The sequence below is a fragment of the Enterobacter cloacae complex sp. IR5458 genome (assembly GCF_049238025.1).
Lineage (GTDB): Bacteria > Pseudomonadota > Gammaproteobacteria > Enterobacterales > Enterobacteriaceae > Enterobacter > Enterobacter kobei.
In genome coordinates, this window is record NZ_JBMKIF010000008.1 from 85,804 (window position 1) to 102,227 (window position 16,424).

At 53.0% G+C, this 16,424-nt stretch carries 19 protein-coding genes; 12 read left to right on the forward strand and 7 right to left on the reverse strand.

Translation table 11 applies throughout. The features are described from left to right. Both ACOTYN_RS08970 and ACOTYN_RS08975 read left to right on the forward strand, forming a co-directional pair. Positions 1 to 909 (forward strand): glycosyltransferase family 2 protein, encoded by a 909-nt coding sequence (locus ACOTYN_RS08970; RefSeq protein ID WP_071922728.1) that lies wholly within the window; start codon positions 1 to 3, stop codon positions 907 to 909. After that, positions 897 to 2,111, forward strand: coding sequence for an O-antigen ligase family protein (locus ACOTYN_RS08975; protein WP_071922729.1), 1,215 nt, complete (start codon positions 897 to 899; stop codon positions 2,109 to 2,111). The genes ACOTYN_RS08970 and ACOTYN_RS08975 overlap by 13 nt, the downstream gene beginning before the upstream one ends. 24 nt (positions 2,112 to 2,135) lie before the next feature. On the opposite strand, the gene ACOTYN_RS08980 is transcribed toward ACOTYN_RS08975, so the two are convergent. After that, a complete protein-coding gene (locus tag ACOTYN_RS08980) occupies positions 2,136 to 3,092 on the reverse strand; it encodes a polysaccharide deacetylase family protein (protein WP_014881993.1) in 957 nt (318 codons plus the stop codon). Positions 3,093 to 3,242: 150 nt separating this feature from the next. Between ACOTYN_RS08980 and rfaQ the strand changes: the two genes are divergently transcribed. From rfaQ to coaD, 7 genes are all read left to right on the forward strand, one after another. Further along, positions 3,243 to 4,313 carry a putative lipopolysaccharide heptosyltransferase III gene (gene rfaQ, locus ACOTYN_RS08985; protein WP_071922730.1) on the forward strand — a complete coding sequence of 357 codons (1,071 nt, stop codon included), beginning with the start codon at positions 3,243 to 3,245 and terminating at the stop codon, positions 4,311 to 4,313. Then, complete coding sequence (locus tag ACOTYN_RS08990) at positions 4,310 to 5,437, forward strand: glycosyltransferase family 4 protein (protein WP_071922731.1); 1,128 nt, start codon at positions 4,310 to 4,312, stop codon at positions 5,435 to 5,437. Before rfaQ ends, ACOTYN_RS08990 begins: the two co-directional genes overlap by 4 nt. 2 nt (positions 5,438 to 5,439) lie before the next feature. Continuing rightward, positions 5,440 to 6,540 carry a glycosyltransferase gene (locus tag ACOTYN_RS08995; protein ID WP_071922732.1) on the forward strand — a complete coding sequence of 367 codons (1,101 nt, stop codon included), beginning with the start codon at positions 5,440 to 5,442 and terminating at the stop codon, positions 6,538 to 6,540. 11 nt (positions 6,541 to 6,551) lie between these two features. After that, the gene (locus ACOTYN_RS09000) at positions 6,552 to 7,541 is read left to right on the forward strand and encodes a glycosyltransferase (protein WP_058690588.1); all 990 of its coding nucleotides are present in this window, start codon (positions 6,552 to 6,554) and stop codon (positions 7,539 to 7,541) included. 65 nt (positions 7,542 to 7,606) lie between these two features. After that, entirely contained in the window at positions 7,607 to 8,881 is a 1,275-nt protein-coding gene (gene waaA / locus ACOTYN_RS09005) for a lipid IV(A) 3-deoxy-D-manno-octulosonic acid transferase (RefSeq protein ID WP_014881988.1), read from the forward strand. After that, on the forward strand, positions 8,881 to 9,651 hold the full coding sequence (locus ACOTYN_RS09010) for a glycosyltransferase family 2 protein (protein WP_332957327.1): 771 nt from the start codon (positions 8,881 to 8,883) through the stop codon (positions 9,649 to 9,651). The genes waaA and ACOTYN_RS09010 overlap by 1 nt, the downstream gene beginning before the upstream one ends. A gap of 3 nt (positions 9,652 to 9,654) precedes the next feature. Next, entirely contained in the window at positions 9,655 to 10,134 is a 480-nt protein-coding gene (gene coaD, locus ACOTYN_RS09015) for a pantetheine-phosphate adenylyltransferase (RefSeq protein WP_014881986.1), read from the forward strand. 2 nt (positions 10,135 to 10,136) lie between these two features. Here the strand turns inward: coaD and mutM are convergent, their stop codons facing one another. The 4 genes from mutM to radC form a co-directional block, all read right to left on the reverse strand. Beyond that, positions 10,137 to 10,946, reverse strand: coding sequence for a bifunctional DNA-formamidopyrimidine glycosylase/DNA-(apurinic or apyrimidinic site) lyase (gene mutM / locus ACOTYN_RS09020; RefSeq protein WP_014881985.1), 810 nt, complete (start codon positions 10,944 to 10,946; stop codon positions 10,137 to 10,139). A gap of 72 nt (positions 10,947 to 11,018) precedes the next feature. Then, positions 11,019 to 11,186, reverse strand: coding sequence for a 50S ribosomal protein L33 (rpmG, locus tag ACOTYN_RS09025; RefSeq protein WP_332957330.1), 168 nt, complete (start codon positions 11,184 to 11,186; stop codon positions 11,019 to 11,021). A 22-nt stretch (positions 11,187 to 11,208) separates the two neighbouring features. After that, a complete protein-coding gene (gene rpmB / locus ACOTYN_RS09030) occupies positions 11,209 to 11,445 on the reverse strand; it encodes a 50S ribosomal protein L28 (protein ID WP_002436699.1) in 237 nt (78 codons plus the stop codon). Between the two features lie 218 nt (positions 11,446 to 11,663). Further along, positions 11,664 to 12,332 carry a RadC family protein gene (radC, locus tag ACOTYN_RS09035; protein WP_014881984.1) on the reverse strand — a complete coding sequence of 223 codons (669 nt, stop codon included), beginning with the start codon at positions 12,330 to 12,332 and terminating at the stop codon, positions 11,664 to 11,666. A gap of 171 nt (positions 12,333 to 12,503) precedes the next feature. On the opposite strand from radC, the gene coaBC reads away from it, so the two are divergent. The 3 genes from coaBC to slmA all read left to right on the forward strand — a co-directional run bounded on the left by coaBC (position 12,504) and on the right by slmA (position 14,868). Further along, positions 12,504 to 13,715, forward strand: a complete 1,212-nt coding sequence (coaBC, locus tag ACOTYN_RS09040; RefSeq protein ID WP_088126285.1) for a bifunctional phosphopantothenoylcysteine decarboxylase/phosphopantothenate--cysteine ligase CoaBC — start codon at positions 12,504 to 12,506, stop codon at positions 13,713 to 13,715. Then, positions 13,693 to 14,151: a dUTP diphosphatase gene (dut, locus tag ACOTYN_RS09045; RefSeq protein WP_015570042.1), complete on the forward strand. Its 459-nt coding sequence runs from the start codon at positions 13,693 to 13,695 to the stop codon at positions 14,149 to 14,151. Before coaBC ends, dut begins: the two co-directional genes overlap by 23 nt. A 120-nt stretch (positions 14,152 to 14,271) precedes the next feature. Continuing rightward, on the forward strand, positions 14,272 to 14,868 hold the full coding sequence (gene slmA, locus ACOTYN_RS09050; RefSeq protein WP_014881982.1) for a nucleoid occlusion factor SlmA: 597 nt from the start codon (positions 14,272 to 14,274) through the stop codon (positions 14,866 to 14,868). A gap of 84 nt (positions 14,869 to 14,952) precedes the next feature. On the opposite strand, the gene pyrE is transcribed toward slmA, so the two are convergent. After that, complete coding sequence (gene pyrE, locus ACOTYN_RS09055; RefSeq protein WP_047343852.1) at positions 14,953 to 15,594, reverse strand: orotate phosphoribosyltransferase; 642 nt, start codon at positions 15,592 to 15,594, stop codon at positions 14,953 to 14,955. 65 nt (positions 15,595 to 15,659) lie between these two features. Then, a complete protein-coding gene (rph, locus tag ACOTYN_RS09060; RefSeq protein WP_023331718.1) occupies positions 15,660 to 16,376 on the reverse strand; it encodes a ribonuclease PH in 717 nt (238 codons plus the stop codon). Between the last annotated feature and the right edge of the window lie 48 nt (positions 16,377 to 16,424).

Consider the following 16,424-nt stretch of genomic DNA (forward strand, 5'->3'; position numbering starts at 1 on the left):
ATGGCTTTTCTAAGCATCATTATTGCCGCACATAACGCCCAGGACACGCTTGACGCAACGCTACAAAGCCTGCAAAACGCGATTGATAATGCGGGCGATGATGTAGAAATCATTATCTTTAATGACAGTTCCAATGATTCCACACAGGATATTATTGAGACGTGGTTGCCAAAGCTTCCGAATGCGCAATCCCGATACGTTGAGTACCGTAACGTCGGTCATGTTCGAAACAGCGCACTCTCTCTGGCGTCAGGTGAGTACATTACCATGCTGGATAGCGATGACCGATTGAAACCGGGCAGCATCCGGGACGCCGTGGCATTTCTGCAAGCACAGCGGCCTGATATGCTCCTGACGCGCCTGCTGGAAATACGCGATACGCAAAAAATCACCGCTGACTGGCAGGGGTTCTCTCCCGTTGCTTTATCACAACACCAGGCAATAACGCGTTTCCTTCAGCATAAAGACTTTCAGGCGCACCTCATCGGGCAATTCGTTCATCGGAAGCTGTACGAAAACAACCCGATCCCTTCAATGGTCTGTTATGAAGATTTCGCCGTGTTTCCCGGCATGCTGATGCAATCGAGTAAAATAGTCTTCCAGCGGAAGGGACACTATTATTACATCAAACGTAACGATAGTTTATCGAGCCGTCTTGACACCAGTAAAATCGCTACGCTTGTAGAATGCACATTACAGATGGAAAAGATATTCCCGCAATCATTCAGGCATCTCATCAATTGCCACTGGTTTGATATTTACAGCAACCACCGGCAACATCTGACCGACGTGCAACTCAAATTGGTTATGCAACGAGTAAAAGCACTTTATTCGTTCTCTTTTTTCTTCTCCAGCGATGTTCGTTTCAGCTACAAAAAAAGGGTTATTGAGGCATTATGGAAAAAGTAAAACTGCGGCTCTATCAACTGACGCTTATTTTGAGCCTCATTTCGCTTGCGCTGGCGTTACTGAGCTCAGGGAAACAGCGTGAATTCTTCTATATTGCGGTTTATGCCAGCATTATCGGCCTGGCGTTCGAATATAAAAGAATCACCCTGCGCCCCTTTTCCATTGCACTGCCCATTATGCTGATTGGGTTGCTCAATCTTATCTGGTATATGACCTATGAATACCATAACGAAGGCTTGAACGCTTATAGCGATTACCTTGGCGCCAGCAAGAAATTGATTTTGGCGAGTATTCTCGTTTTCTATCTTGATCGGTTCAAATCTTATATTGATAAAAAAGCTTTTCAGAAATATTTCTTGTATGCCTCTGGTGCAGGGTTTGTCCTTGCCACTGGCTATGGTTTATGGCAAGCGTCTCAGGGTATGGGACGTATCGAAATGGCAATAAATAGAGCGACCGTGACGGCCTATGTTTACTCCGTACTGTCACTGGCGTTTGTATACAGTCTTTATCTTCAGAAAAATAGAAAGCTGTATGTGGCCGCAGGACTCACCATCTTGATATCTTATTTCGTCATTCTTTTGACGGCTACGCGCGCCGCAATGGGATTATATTTGCTCCTGGCGATTGTACTCACACTCTACCACTTCAGAAGAATCCATTTGAAATCAACGCTAATTTTCTTATGTATTGTGGCAGGTATAGTGGTTGTAAGTTACAAGCCGTTAATTCTGCCTAAGATACAACAAACACAATCTGAAATAGAACGTTATCAAAAAGGATATGATGCCACCTCACTCGGCGCACGTTTTTCTATGTGGAATGTGGGTATTCAAAATGGACTTGCCCATCCTTTGGGACAGTCAGTCGAGGACCGTGAAGTCTGGACACAGCAATATGTGAAAAATGGGCATCCACACCTCGCCGCAGCACTCGAATTCATCAGGGTACATTTGCACAACGAGTTCATTGAAAAATACTCTCTTCAGGGGATCCCTGGGCTGGTAATATTATTCTTTTTCTATATCTCGATGATCGTGTACGCACTTAAAAATAAAAATGGTCTGCTGCTGACGACCATGCTTCTTTTATTGCTCTATGGTCTGACGGACGTCATTTTGTTGAGCTCAGAGGCGCTCATCTTCTTTGTCACCGTGTTTGCGCTGAGTACACTCTTTTCACAAACCAGACAGCGCCAGTAAGTGATAATGCCCGCCATGCGGGCATTATTTTTTCTTGTGTTGATAAAACTCCGCCAGCGTCATCCCCACCGTCTTGTCGGATAACCAGCTAAACAGCGCTTCCAGATCCTCGTATAACCCCTCGATCGCCGCCTCGTCCTTAAACGTAGGACTGCCCCCGGGCATAAATTCCGACGAATGGAGCATAAACTCGACGTAATCATTTCCCTGAGAAAGGCATTGCTGCGCAACCTCAATCATCTGTGACGCATTACCACCTGTCGGACGTAACCAGTTCACAGAAGGTGAGCGGTATTTACCACGAAGACGATCGTAACCCTGTTTGATCGTGTTCAGCCAAGCAGGATGTTTATACTGAATGCTCATTGGCACTTCGAGTAAAGGGCTCGTGCCCGCCCGGGAAATATCGTTAACGTCAATAAAGTAGGCACGGTCCGGAAAATGTTGGTAATCCGTCCCACCATGGCCTTGCGGAGCCCCCTTCGCATTGCGCCAGTTCACCCGCGGCGTCACCGAGCAATCAACCTGATACCCCAGCTCAATCAGTAACCTGGCATAACGGCTATCAAACGCCCAGCGCCCGGCGCGGTGGCTTAACATTTTGGTCTGGAACGTCTCTTCCAGCAGGCGGGTCATGAACAGCACTTTCTCGCGCATCACCTCGTCTGAAAATTCAATCAAATAAGGCTGCCAGCGCCAGTCATCACCCGTGAGATCGTGCTCAGGCGGGCTATTCCATGCGTGGAGGTGCATGCCCACCTCCCCCTGGCCGCGAGCGATCACGTCCCTGGCGAAGTCGATGAAAACGGGCTCGATCGCCATCTCATAGTTTGTCAGCCACACGGGCTTAAAGCCGAAACGTTCACACAGCGTCTGGAACCGGGCCAGATAGCGCGCGTTTTCCGTTTTAATGACGCGGTGGTTCTGCCAGAGATTATCGCCCTCAGTATCAATCGTGATGATAAACGCGGGTTTTTTCATAATGAGTCCGCAAGACAGGGAAGTTAGCGCTATGTTACGCACTCTCCAAACCATCAGTAAACCCTTGCTGGGAAATTCCTGAGATTATGGAGAAAGAGTGCAAGTCGCTATCAGGTCTATTAGAATTGCCAACAGTCTAACGCCGATAAGATGATGATGAATAACTTACCTGACACGCCTGATTTGCGCATTTTACTGATCAAACTCCGCCATCATGGCGATATGTTATTGACCACCCCCGTCATTGATTCATTACGTCAACACTGGCCACACGCGCAAATTGATGTGCTGTTGTATGAAGAAACGCGCGACATGCTCGCCGCGCATCCGGCAATTGGCACCATTTATGGAATCGATCGTAAATGGAAGCACCTGGGCACACTCAAGCATCTACAGAAAGAGTGGCAGTTGCTGTGTGCGTTAAGGAAACAACATTATCATCTGGTGATTAACCTTGCCGATCAGTGGCGTAGCGCTATTGTCACCCGCTTCACCGGCGCGCCGGTTCGTCTCGGATTTGCCTTTAACAAACGCAACAATGCATTCTGGCGTTTTTGTCACAGCGATTTAGTCTCCGTTGCAAATCACCAGTCTCTGCACACCGTCGAGCAAAACCTCTCCATTCTGTCTCCATTACAGGTCGCGGCGCAGCCCGCCGTCACCATGGCCTACAGCGCAGATGACTGGCACTTCGCCCGTCAACAGCTGGAGAAAAAGGGTGTGGGTGATAACTATATCGTGATTCAGCCAACATCCCGCTGGTTCTTCAAATGCTGGGATGAAGACAAAATGGCGCAAACGATTACAGCGCTGCAGCAAGACGGGCATACCGTCGTACTCACGGCTGGGCCGGATAAAAAAGAGATGGCGATGATCGATCGCATTCTCGCCGCGTCCCCGAAGATCGGCGTCGTCTCGCTGGCCGGTCAATTAACGCTGCGCCAGCTTGCAGCGCTGATCGATCATGCCTGCCTGTTCATTGGGGTTGATTCGGTTCCGATGCATATGGCCGCCGCGCTGCAGACGCCCTGCGTGGCACTCTTTGGCCCTTCCAAACTGACGTTTTGGTCTCCATGGCAGGTCAACGGCGACGTTATCTGGGCCGGCGACTACGGCCCGCTCCCCGATCCGGACGCCATTGATACCAACACTAAAGAGCGCTATCTCGACGCCATTCCCGTGGATGCTGTCGTCTCTGCTGCAAAGAGATATCTGTCATGAAACACCATCGTCTGGCGATTGTGCGCCAAAAATATCGTCCTGATGGCGGAGCGGAACGGTTCGTCTCCCGCGCGCTCACCGCGTTAAGCAACCAAAATCTTGAGCTGAATGTCATCACCCGTGAATGGCAGGGAGAAAAGCAGGACGACTGGCATATCCACATTTGCGATCCGCGAAAGTGGGGCCGCATCAGCCGCGAGCGTGGTTTTGCTCATGCCGCACGTGAACTGTGGCAACAACAACAGTTTGATATTGTGCAAAGCCACGAGCGAATTCCGGGCTGTGACATCTACCGCGCAGGCGATGGCGTCCACCGCCGCTGGCTACTGCAGCGTGCACGCATTCTACCCGCCTGGCGTGCAAAGATGCTGATGGTCGATCGCTATCACCGCTATGTGATGCATGCCGAACGAGAGATGTACCAGGCACCGGAACTCAAAGCGGTTATCTGTAATGCGGAGATGATCAAACGCGAAATTGTCGAAGATTTTGATATTGACGCAAAAAAAATACATGTAATTTATAATTCTATTGATTCCAGCCGCTTCGTTCCGGCTCAGGAGGTACAACGTGCCGCGTTGCGTCAGCAATTTGGTTTGCCAGCCGATGCCGTAGTGTTCTGTTTTGTCGGCTCCGGGTTCGAACGAAAAGGCCTGGCCAGCGCCATACGGGCTATCGCTGGAACAGCGGCATGGCTGATTGTGGTTGGACAGGATAAAGCAGAACGTCGTTATCGCGATCTTGCCCGTTCACTCGGCTGCGAAGGGCAAATCCGTTTCCTGGGGATGCAAAAAGAAACGCTTCCTTTTTATCAGCTATCCGATGGTTTACTGTTGCCAACGCTGTATGATCCCTTTCCTAACGTCATTCTTGAAGCAATGGCCTGCGGTCTACCCGTCATTACTTCAGAGAGTTGCGGAGGCGCTGAATTTATTCAGCAAGGCCAGAACGGATTTTATTGCGACGCCCTTGATATCAAGACATTGAAGGAAGCGATATCCGCCATTCCTTCTCTGGAAAAAAATAACAATATGGGACGCGCGGCACGGGAACGTGTGAAAGACGCCACCCCCGAAAAACTGTCAAGTCAGCTTATTTCGCTTTATCAAAAATTACTGGATTAAAAATGCGCATCCTAATGATTATTGATGGTTTACCCGGTGGGGGAGCTGAAAAAACGGTTCTTACACTTTCCAGTGGATTGATAGAAATGGGACATCAGGTCTCTCTCTTCTCCCTGCGGAAAGTGTGCGATTACGCCATCCCGGAAGGCATTGATTATCAGGTTGTTCAGGATACCTGCAAAAAACCGTGGCGAAAGCTGACGGAGATCCCACGCCGCGCCCATCTGCTGGATCGGGCTATTGAGCGGGCTGAACGCAGCGGAAAATTTGACGTTGTGTTCTCTCATTTGCACAAAACCGACCGCATTGTTGCACACTGCCGTGCGCTGGAACGCGATAAAGTCTGGTTTTGCGTGCATGGCATGTTCTCGTTCTCCTATTTGCGCCATCGCCGCGGGCTTTCTCGCTGGTTTAAGCATCTTAAAATTCGTCATACCTACGAAAATCGTAATGTTGTCGCTGTTTCAGGCGCCGTGTTGAAAGATCTTTCAGAAACGCTGGCGCTCACTCTTCGACGCAAAGCGGTAATCCATAACCCGTTTGATATCCCTGAAATTCAGCGTCTGGCTGATGCCCCCTTTGAAATGCAAGGGAAGGATTACATCATTCATGTTGGCCGCTTCCATGAGCACAAACGTCACGATCGGCTTTTACGTGCGTTCGCACTGAGTCAACTTGACACTACACTGGTCATGATGGGCAATGGATCCGACGCCAAAATCCATAAATTACAGCAGCTTGCCAGAGATTTGGGCATTGAAAACAAAACGGTTTTCCGCCCATTCGACGCCAACCCCTACCCCTGGATAAAAGGGGCGCGGCTCTTAGTGTTAAGTTCTGACTGCGAAGGTTTTGGTAATGTGCTGGTCGAATCCATTATCTGCCAGACCCCGCCGGTCAGTACAAATTGTCCAGGAGGCCCCGCTGAAATCCTCACGGGAGACCTGGCGCGCGGGCTGTCAGAGTTAAACGACGAATCACTGGCAAAAACGCTGGTCGATATTTATACCTCCCCGCCGGTCGTTGGCGGTGCAACCATTGCGTCGTTCGGCATCAATGCCATTTGCCGGCAATATATTGCTTTGGTAGACAATCAAAAATAATCAGGTTTCTTATGCAAAATTCAGCGCCATTATTAAGCGTGGTGGTTGCCGTATATAACGGTGAAGCTTTTCTGGATCAGTTCTTTACCTGCCTTGTGAATCAACGCATCGACAGCATGGAAGTCATTATTGTCAATGACGGCTCTACTGACCGTTCGATGCAGATCGTCGAAAGCTGGCGTGAAAAACTGCCGCAGTTGCAGGTGATTGAACAGCAAAATCAGGGCGTATCCATCGCGCGTAATACCGGCCTGGCCGTAGCAACGGGTCAGTATCTCTCTTTCCCGGATATTGATGATGTCTTCAAGCCGGGCATGTACCATCGTCTTCTGGATATGGCCGTCACGCAGGATTTGGATGTCGCGACCTGCAATGGGAACTACGTCTGGGAAAACAACAAGAAACCCTCTCGCCCTATTTTCCCTGAAGATAAACTCGCCTCGACGGATGTCATGACTGGCCCGGCGTGGTTAAAGAAGGCGCTGGATTCACGAAAGTTCCTGCACGTCACCTGGTTAAACATCTATCGCCACGACTTTATTCGTAAACACAGTTTCCATTTTGAACCCGGCCTTCGCCATCAGGATATTCCGTGGACGACCGAAGTGCTGCTTGCCGCGGAACGCGTTCAGTACACCAGCGAACGCTTTTATGACTACTACATTCACTCTGCTTCGGTATCGCATACTCCGGATAATGACGACACGCTGATTCGCTCCGCCCGTCATTACATGAAAATCCTGCAGATGCTTGACGCCATTAACCAGCGTTACCCGGATAAAGTGAAAAATATCCCGGCTTGCCACTGGCAAATCGCCAAAGAGGGGCTGGGGATCATTCACACCTTCGACAACATGAAGGATGAGGCGAAGAAGACCATGATTATCAAAGAGTTCTTTGATACCGGGATCTGGAAGCTTATCTGGAAAAGTGCTAAAAGTCCGCGTTTGCGCTGGCGTCTGGGTCGACGCTACTTCCGTTTAAAACGGTATCTGGCATAAGAGATAGCTTTAGCACGCTTAAATGCTTAGAATTTCCCGGCCGAAACTAAAAAACGGATAATCGCTTGGAATTGTTGTATACCGCCCTGCTCTACATCATTCAGCCACTGGTGTGGCTGAGACTGTTGCTTCGTAGCCGTAAAGCGCCTGCGTATCGTAAACGCTGGGCTGAGCGCTATGGCTTTTGCCGCAATAAAGTCGCCCCGGACGGTATTCTGCTGCATTCCGTTTCTGTTGGTGAAACGCTGGCAGCGATCCCGCTGGTTCGCGCCCTGCGTCACCGCTACCCGTCGCTGCCCATCACCGTCACGACGATGACGCCAACCGGCTCAGAGCGCGCGTTATCCGCCTTTGGCAAAGACGTTCATCACGTCTACCTCCCTTACGATCTGCCCTGCGCCATGAATCGTTTCCTGAATACCGTTCGCCCGAAACTGGTGATCGTGATGGAAACTGAACTGTGGCCGAACATGATTTCCGCCCTGCATGCCCGTAAAATTCCACTGGTGATTGCCAACGCGCGCCTGTCAGAGCGCTCAGCGAAAGGCTACGGCAAGCTGGGTAAATTTATGCGCCGTCTCCTGAGCAAAATCACCCTGATTGCCGCGCAGAATGAAGAAGATGCCGCACGCTTTATCGCGCTGGGCCTGAAACGCAACCAGCTTGCGGTAACGGGCAGCCTGAAATTTGATATTTCTGTTACCCCTGAACTCGCCGCCCGCGCGATCACGCTGCGTCGCCAGTGGGCCCCGCGTCGTCAGGTCTGGATTGCAACCAGTACCCATGATGGCGAAGAAGAGATCATCCTGCAGGCGCACCGCAAGCTGCTGGAAAAATTCCCTGATTTACTGCTGATCCTCGTTCCCCGCCATCCGGAGCGTTTTAAAGATGCCCGTGAAATGGTGCAGAAAGGCGGCTTCAGCTTCACCTTGCGCAGCAGCGGTGAGATCCCTTCCGGCAGCACCCAGGTGGTGATTGGCGATACCATGGGCGAGCTGATGTTGCTGTACGGCATTGCCGACCTCGCCTTTGTCGGCGGCAGCCTGGTGGAACGCGGCGGCCATAACCCGCTCGAGCCAGCTGCGCACGCCATTCCGGTGCTGATGGGTCCGCACACGTTTAACTTCAAAGATATCTGCGCCAAATTGCAGCAGGCCGATGGTTTAATTACCGTGACCGACGCGGACTCCGTCGTCAAAGAGGTGTCGACCCTTCTGACGGACGAAGATTATCGTCTGTGGTACGGTCGCCATGCCGTCGAAGTGCTGCATCAGAACCAGGGCGCACTCACCCGTCTTCTGCAGCTTCTGCAACCTTATCTGCCTCAGCGGAGCCACTAATGTCAACGCGTCTGTCGGTCGTGATGATCGCCAAAAACGCCGCCGACCTGCTTCCGGACTGCCTGGCTTCGATCGCCTGGGCTCACGAAATCGTCGTCCTTGACTCCGGCAGCACGGACAACACGGTGGACGTTGCCCGCGCAGCGGGTGCAAAGGTCTTTATCAATACGGACTGGCAAGGCTATGGCATCCAGCGCCAGCGCGCGCAAAAGTATGCTACCGGTGATTACGTGTTGATGATCGACACCGACGAGCGTGTCACCCCGGAACTCCAGCAAGCCATTCAGACCGTGCTTGCCGCGCCGCAGCCCGAAGCGGTCTACAGCATTGCCCGTCGTAACTATTTCCTGGGCCGTTTTATGCGCCACAGCGGCTGGTATCCAGACCGCGTAATGCGCCTCTATGAGCGCGAGCGCTATCAGTACAACGACAACCTGGTCCACGAGTCACTGGTCTGCGACAGCGCCCGGCAGATCCCCCTGACGGGCGATTTGCTACACCTGACCTGCCGCGATTTCGCCAGCTTCCAGCGTAAACAGCTCAGCTATGCCACCGCGTGGGCGCAGGAACGCCACCAGCGCGGCAAGAAGGCCACGCTGACCGGCATCTTCACCCACACGCTGGGCGCGTTTCTGAAAACGTTGCTGCTGCGTGGCGGGGTGCTGGACGGTAAGCAGGGCTGGTTACTGGCGGTGGTGAATGCCCAGTATACTTTCAACAAATACACCGAGCTGTGGGCGCTCTGCCGCGGCTACTCAGAGAAAACGTGAGCCATGAGCACAAAAGCGATTTATCCGGGTACCTTCGATCCGATCACCAACGGTCATCTTGATATCATCACCCGTGCGGCGTGCATGTTCGACACGGTGATTCTGGCGATTGCCGCCAGTCCCAGCAAGAAACCCATGTTTGACCTCGACGAGCGTGTTGCGCTTGCCCGCGATGCGATTGCACACCTGCCGAATGTAGAGGTAGTGGGCTTCAGCGACCTGATGGCAAACTTCGCCCGTGCCCAGCAGGCAAACATCCTGATTCGCGGGTTACGCGCGGTGGCAGACTTCGAGTATGAGATGCAGCTGGCGCACATGAACCGCCACCTGATGCCGGAACTGGAAAGCGTATTCCTGATGCCGTCCAAAGAGTGGTCGTTTATCTCGTCCACGCTGGTAAAAGAGGTGGCTCGCCATCATGGGGACGTTACCCACTTCCTGCCAGTAAACGTCCACCAGGCGTTGCTAGAAAAGCTAAAGTAGCGCTATTTCTGACACTGACGGCAGTAGAACGTGGCGCGCTGTGCGTGCTTCGTGGCAATAACTGGCGTTCCGCAGACTCTGCATGGCTCACCTTTACGGCCATACACCTGCAGCTCCTGAGCAAAATAGCCCGGCTTGCCGTCGCTTTGCAGGAAATCCTTCAGCGTGGTTCCGCCCTGCTCAATCGAGCGCAGCAATACCGCTTTAATCACTCTGACCAGCAGTTCGCACTCCTGAGCCGACAGTGAAGAGGCCAGCCGATCGGGATGGATCCCGGCGGCAAACAGCGATTCGCTGGCATAGATATTCCCCACGCCGACCACCAGCTTGTTATCCATCAGCCAGGGCTTAATCGGGCTCTTCTTCTTCGCGCACTTCGCTTTCAGGTATTCCGCATTAAACGCGTCTGAGAGCGGCTCCGGGCCCAGATGCGCCAGCACGTTGTGCCCGTCCAGCTCTTTAGTCCACAGCCACGCGCCAAAGCGCCGTGGGTCGGTGTAACGCAGCACTTTGCCGTTGCTCATCACCAGATCGACGTGGTCGTGCTTTTCCGCGGGCAGTTCTTCAGTAAGGATGCGCAGGCTCCCGGACATTCCCAGATGGATGATAATCCAGCCGTCAGGCAGCTCCAGCAGCAGGTATTTCGCGCGGCGCTGCACGCTAAGCACGGGTTTATCGCTTAACGCGTGGATCTCATCGGACACCGGCCAGCGCAGACGTCCATTGCGAACGACAGCATGAAGAATCGTCGCGCCGACCAGATGGGGCTCAATGCCGCGGCGGCTGGTCTCTACCTCAGGTAATTCAGGCATGGTTCCTCCGTTGAGATGTAGAATGCAAAAAACCCCGCAGTTGCGGGGTTTTTCAATACAAGGAGGCTAAAATTATTTGATTTTAGCTTCTTTGTACAGTACGTGCTGGCGTACAACTGGATCGAATTTTCTCAGTTCCAGTTTTTCCGGCTTAGTACGTTTGTTCTTCGTGGTGGTGTAGAAGTGACCTGTACCAGCAGAAGAAACCAGCTTGATTTTCTCGCGAATACCTTTAGCCATGATTTATTTCCTCTTTAAGTACTTAGTACTTTTCGCCACGGGCACGCAGTTCAGACAGAACTGTATCGATGCCTTTCTTATCAATTACACGCATACCTTTAGCAGATACACGCAGGGTGACAAAACGCTTCTCGCTCTCAACCCAGAAACGGTGAGAGTGCAGGTTCGGCAGGAAACGGCGTTTAGTCGCGTTCAGTGCGTGGGAACGGTTGTTACCGGTCACCGGACGCTTGCCAGTAACTTGGCAGACTCGGGACATGTCTATTCTCCAAAAATCAAATTAGCTCGAGCTTCGTATGGGGTATCGGCGCCTCGTCAGGCTTTACAGCCCGGTCATCGCATAGTTCTAAGTGAACTCTCGATTGCCAGGCCCAAATGCCAAACCCGAGATTCTCAAAGGTGGCGTAGTATACGCTGACTCGGCGGTGTGCTCAAGTCCCGAACAGACAAAGATCCCGATGGATCGCCAGAAATAGCCTAAATCCAGCCATGTTCGGCAAAAGAAAGGTACTCTCCGCGGCCAATTATCAGATGATCCAGCACACGAATGTCCATGAATTGACAGCATTTGATAATGCGCTCGGTCATTTCTTTGTCAGCTCTGCTCGGTTCTGCACAGCCAGAGGGGTGATTATGCGCGAGGATCACGCCCGCTGCATTCACTTTTATCGCTTCGCGCACAATTTCACGCGGATGTACCTCAACATGGTTCAGGGTACCCGAAAAAAGATGGCTGTGTTTCAGCACCCGGTTCCTGTTGTCGAGAAAGATCACCATAAAGATCTCGCGTTCAACATCGGTTAACTGACTTTGCAGGAATTCACGCGTCATCGCTGGCGTCAGGATCGGTGCCTCCTTCTCCAGGCGGACATTGTTAAAACGGCGGGCCAGCTCGGCAATCGCCCTCAGCTGAGCATATTTCGCCACGCCGATCCCGCCAATATGCTTAAACTGCGCCAGGTCGGCGGTCAGCAAGCCATACAGTGAACCGAAATGAGCGATCAGCTCTTTTGCCAGCGTAAAGACCGTTTTCCCCGGGGTCCCGGTACGCAAAAAGAGCGCCAGCAGCTCATCGTCTGTTAATGGGGTGACGCCGTTGCGCAGCAACTTTTCGCGCGGCAGCAGCAGTTCATCCTCTTCTTCCATGCTCTTTCTCCCTTTTTACCCACATGCTGCCACAGGCCAGTCAGGCACTCGACGGCCTCGTATCGTTCTTGCGTAGCGCCTCGCAAAGTGAGCTAAGGACAAAATCACCGCGCTCAGGGGATTGTGATAAAATGCCCGCTCTCTGGTGAAACCCAACAGGAAAGAATCATGATGAGCCTGGCCGGTAAAAAAATCGTTCTTGGCGTAAGCGGCGGTATTGCTGCCTATAAAGCGCCGGAGCTGGTGCGTCGTCTGCGCGAGCGCGGGGCGGATGTGCGGGTCGCGATAACCGAAGGCGGCAAAGCCTTTATCACTCCCCTGAGCCTGCAGGCCGTGTCAGGGTATCCGGTATCTGACAGCCTGCTCGACCCGGCCGCCGAAGCCGCAATGGGCCACATTGAGCTTGGGAAGTGGGCAGATCTTGTGATTCTTGCCCCTGCCACGGCTGATTTGATCGCCCGAGTGGCGGCCGGTATGGCGAACGATTTGGTTTCAACCATATGCCTCGCTACACCTGCCCCGGTCGCCGTTGTGCCTGCGATGAACCAGCAGATGTACCGTAACGCGGCCACCCAGCATAATCTGGAGATGCTGGCGTCACGTGGCCTGTTTATCTGGGGTCCGGACAGCGGCAGCCAGGCCTGCGGCGATGTGGGCCCGGGCCGCATGCTTGACCCACTGACGATTGTCGACATGGCCGCCGCCCATTTCTCGCCTGTCAACGATCTGCAACATCTCAACATCATGATTACCGCGGGCCCTACGCGCGAGCCGCTGGACCCGGTGCGTTACATCACTAACCACAGTTCCGGCAAAATGGGTTTTGCCATTGCTGCCGCCGCCGCAAAACGCGGCGCCAACGTCACGCTGGTAAGCGGTCCGGTCTCGTTGCCTACGCCGCCTTTTGTGCAGCGCATTAACGTCACCACCGCCCTGGAGATGGAAGCCGCCGTGCAGGCTCATGCGCAACGCCAGCAGATTTTCATCGGTTGTGCGGCCGTGGCAGACTACCGCGCTGAGACCATCTCTGATGCGAAAATCAAAAAGCAAGGCGATGAATTAACACTAAAAATGGTGAAAAACCCGGACATTGTTGCCGGCGTCGCCGCACTAAAAAACCATCGTCCTTACGTTGTTGGGTTTGCCGCAGAAACGAATAATGTGGAAGAATATGCCCGGCAAAAACGTACGCGCAAAAACCTCGATTTAATCTGCGCGAACGATGTATCGCTGGCCACGCAAGGATTTAACAGCGACAGCAACGCACTGCACCTTTTCTGGCAGGATGGAGATAAAATCTTACCGCTTGAGCGCAAGGAACTCCTGGGCCAACAATTACTGGACGAGATCGTTACCCGTTATGATGAAAAAAATCGACGTTAAGATTCTGGACCCGCGTGTTGGCGAGCAATTCCCGCTGCCAACCTATGCCACCTCCGGCTCTGCCGGACTTGACCTGCGCGCCTGTCTCGATGACGCCGTAGAACTGGCTCCGGGTGCCACCACCCTGATCCCGACGGGCCTGGCCATTCACATTGCTGACCCGTCTCTGGCGGCAGTCATCCTGCCACGCTCTGGCCTTGGCCATAAGCATGGCGTTGTGCTGGGCAACCTGGTTGGCCTGATCGACTCCGACTATCAGGGTCAACTGATGGTTTCCGTCTGGAACCGTGGTCAGGACAGCTTCACCATTGAACCGGGCGAGCGTATCGCGCAGATGGTCTTTGTGCCGGTGGTTCAGGCAGAATTTAACCTGGTGGCAGATTTTGACGCCACCGACCGTGGCGAAGGCGGCTTCGGCCATTCCGGGCGCAAATAAACGCCCAACAAACACGTATCTCACAGCGCCATAATGCAATAACAAACCGCAAACGTCCGTTTGCGGTCGCTGTGTGGATGCCAGCCTGGCAAGTGCTTATTTTCAGGGGTATTTTGTAACATGGCAGAAAAACAAACCGCGAAAAGGAATCGTCGCGAAGAAATACTTCAATCTCTGGCTCTGATGCTTGAATCCAGCGATGGCAGTCAACGCATCACCACCGCTAAACTGGCCGCCTCTGTAGGCGTGTCTGAGGCGGCGCTGTACCGTCATTTCCCCAGCAAAACCAGGATGTTCGACAGCCTGATTGAGTTTATTGAAGACAGCCTGATCACACGCATCAACCTGATTCTGAAAGACGAAAAAGACACCACCGCGCGTCTGCGTCTGATTGTGCTGTTAATTCTGGGCTTTGGTGAACGTAATCCGGGCTTGACCCGTATCCTCACTGGTCACGCGCTGATGTTTGAGCAGGACAGGCTACAGGGCCGCATTAATCAGCTTTTCGAACGTATTGAAGCGCAGCTGCGCCAGGTACTTCGCGAGAAGAAAATGCGTGAAGGCGAAGGATACACGATGGATGAGACATTGCTGGCAAGCCAGATCTTAGCGTTTTGTGAAGGTATGCTCTCACGCTTTGTCCGTAGCGAATTTAAATACCGCCCAACGGACGATTTTGACGCCCGCTGGCCGCTCGTCGCCGCTCAGTTGCAATAACTCCGGTGCCGGATGACGGCTTCGCCTTATCCGGCCTGCGGGTGATGTAGGCCCGGTAAGCGGTAGCGCCACCGGGCAATTCAGCTACACGCCAAACTCTTCGCGATATGCACGCACCGCAGCCAGATGGTCCGCCATCTCAGGCTTCTCTTCCAGATACGCAATCAGCTCTTTCAGGGTAATGATAGAGGTCACTTTGCAGCCGTAATCACGCTCAACTTCCTGGATAGCAGAGATATCGCCGCGACCACGCTCCTGACGATCCAGAGAAATCAGTACGCCAGCCAGCGTCGCGCCGTGAGCCTGGATAATCTCCATCGATTCACGAATCGCAGTGCCTGCGGTGATCACATCGTCCACCAGCATCACGCGGCCCTGCAGTGCACTGCCGACCAGGTTACCGCCTTCACCGTGGGTTTTAGCCTCTTTACGGTTAAAGCAGTACGGCACGTCGCGATCGTGATGTTCCGCCAGCGCTACTGCGGTGGTGGTGGCAATCGGAATGCCTTTGTAGGCCGGGCCGAAAAGCAGGTCAAAATCAATTCCGGAATCCACCAGCGCTTCGGCATAGAAACGACCCAACAGCGCCAGATCGCGCCCGGTATTAAACAGCCCGGCGTTAAAGAAATAAGGGCTCTTACGACCGGATTTCAGCGTAAACTCGCCAAACTTAAGGACCTGTTTATTAATCGCAAACTCAATAAACTGGCGCTGATACGATTTCATGGATTCGCTCCTTTGGATTCTGTCTTGCAGGCAAAAAAAAGGCGACTCATTGGTCGCCTTTAAAATCAATTTTCTAACGCCGCTTTCTGCGACGTGACAATAGATTCGATTCCCCCTCGGGCCAGAGCCAGCAGGGTAAGAAGTTCTTCATGGGTGAACGGCTCGCCTTCCGCCGTGCCCTGCACCTCAATGATGCGACCGTCTTCGGTCATCACTACGTTCATGTCGGTCTCGGCGGCGGAATCTTCGACGTATTCCAGATCGCACAGCGCTTCACCATTAACGATACCCACGGAAACCGCCGCAACCATACCTTTCATTGGGTTGGTTTTCAGCTTACCGGCTGCAACCAGTTTGTTCAGGGCATCGGCCAGCGCCACGCAGGCACCGGTAATGGACGCGGTACGCGTGCCGCCATCAGCCTGAATCACGTCGCAGTCGAGCGTAATCGTGAATTCACCGAGAGTTTTCAGGTCCACAGCAGCGCGTAGCGCACGCGCGATCAGACGCTGAATTTCCATGGTACGGCCACCCTGCTTTCCCTTCGCCGCTTCACGGGCGTTACGGGTGTGGGTCGCGCGCGGCAGCATGCCGTATTCTGCGGTGATCCAGCCCTGGCCCTGGCCTTTCAGGAAACGCGGAACACCTTCTTCGATGGACGCGGTGCACAGTACTTTGGTGTCACCAAACTCAACCAGCACGGAACCTTCAGCGTGTTTTGTATAGTTACGGGTCAGGGTGACGGGACGCACCTGATTGGCGCTACGACCTGATGGACGCATGATGGATTCTCCGGCTTGAAACGAATGTGGCTGCGCATTATACGGATA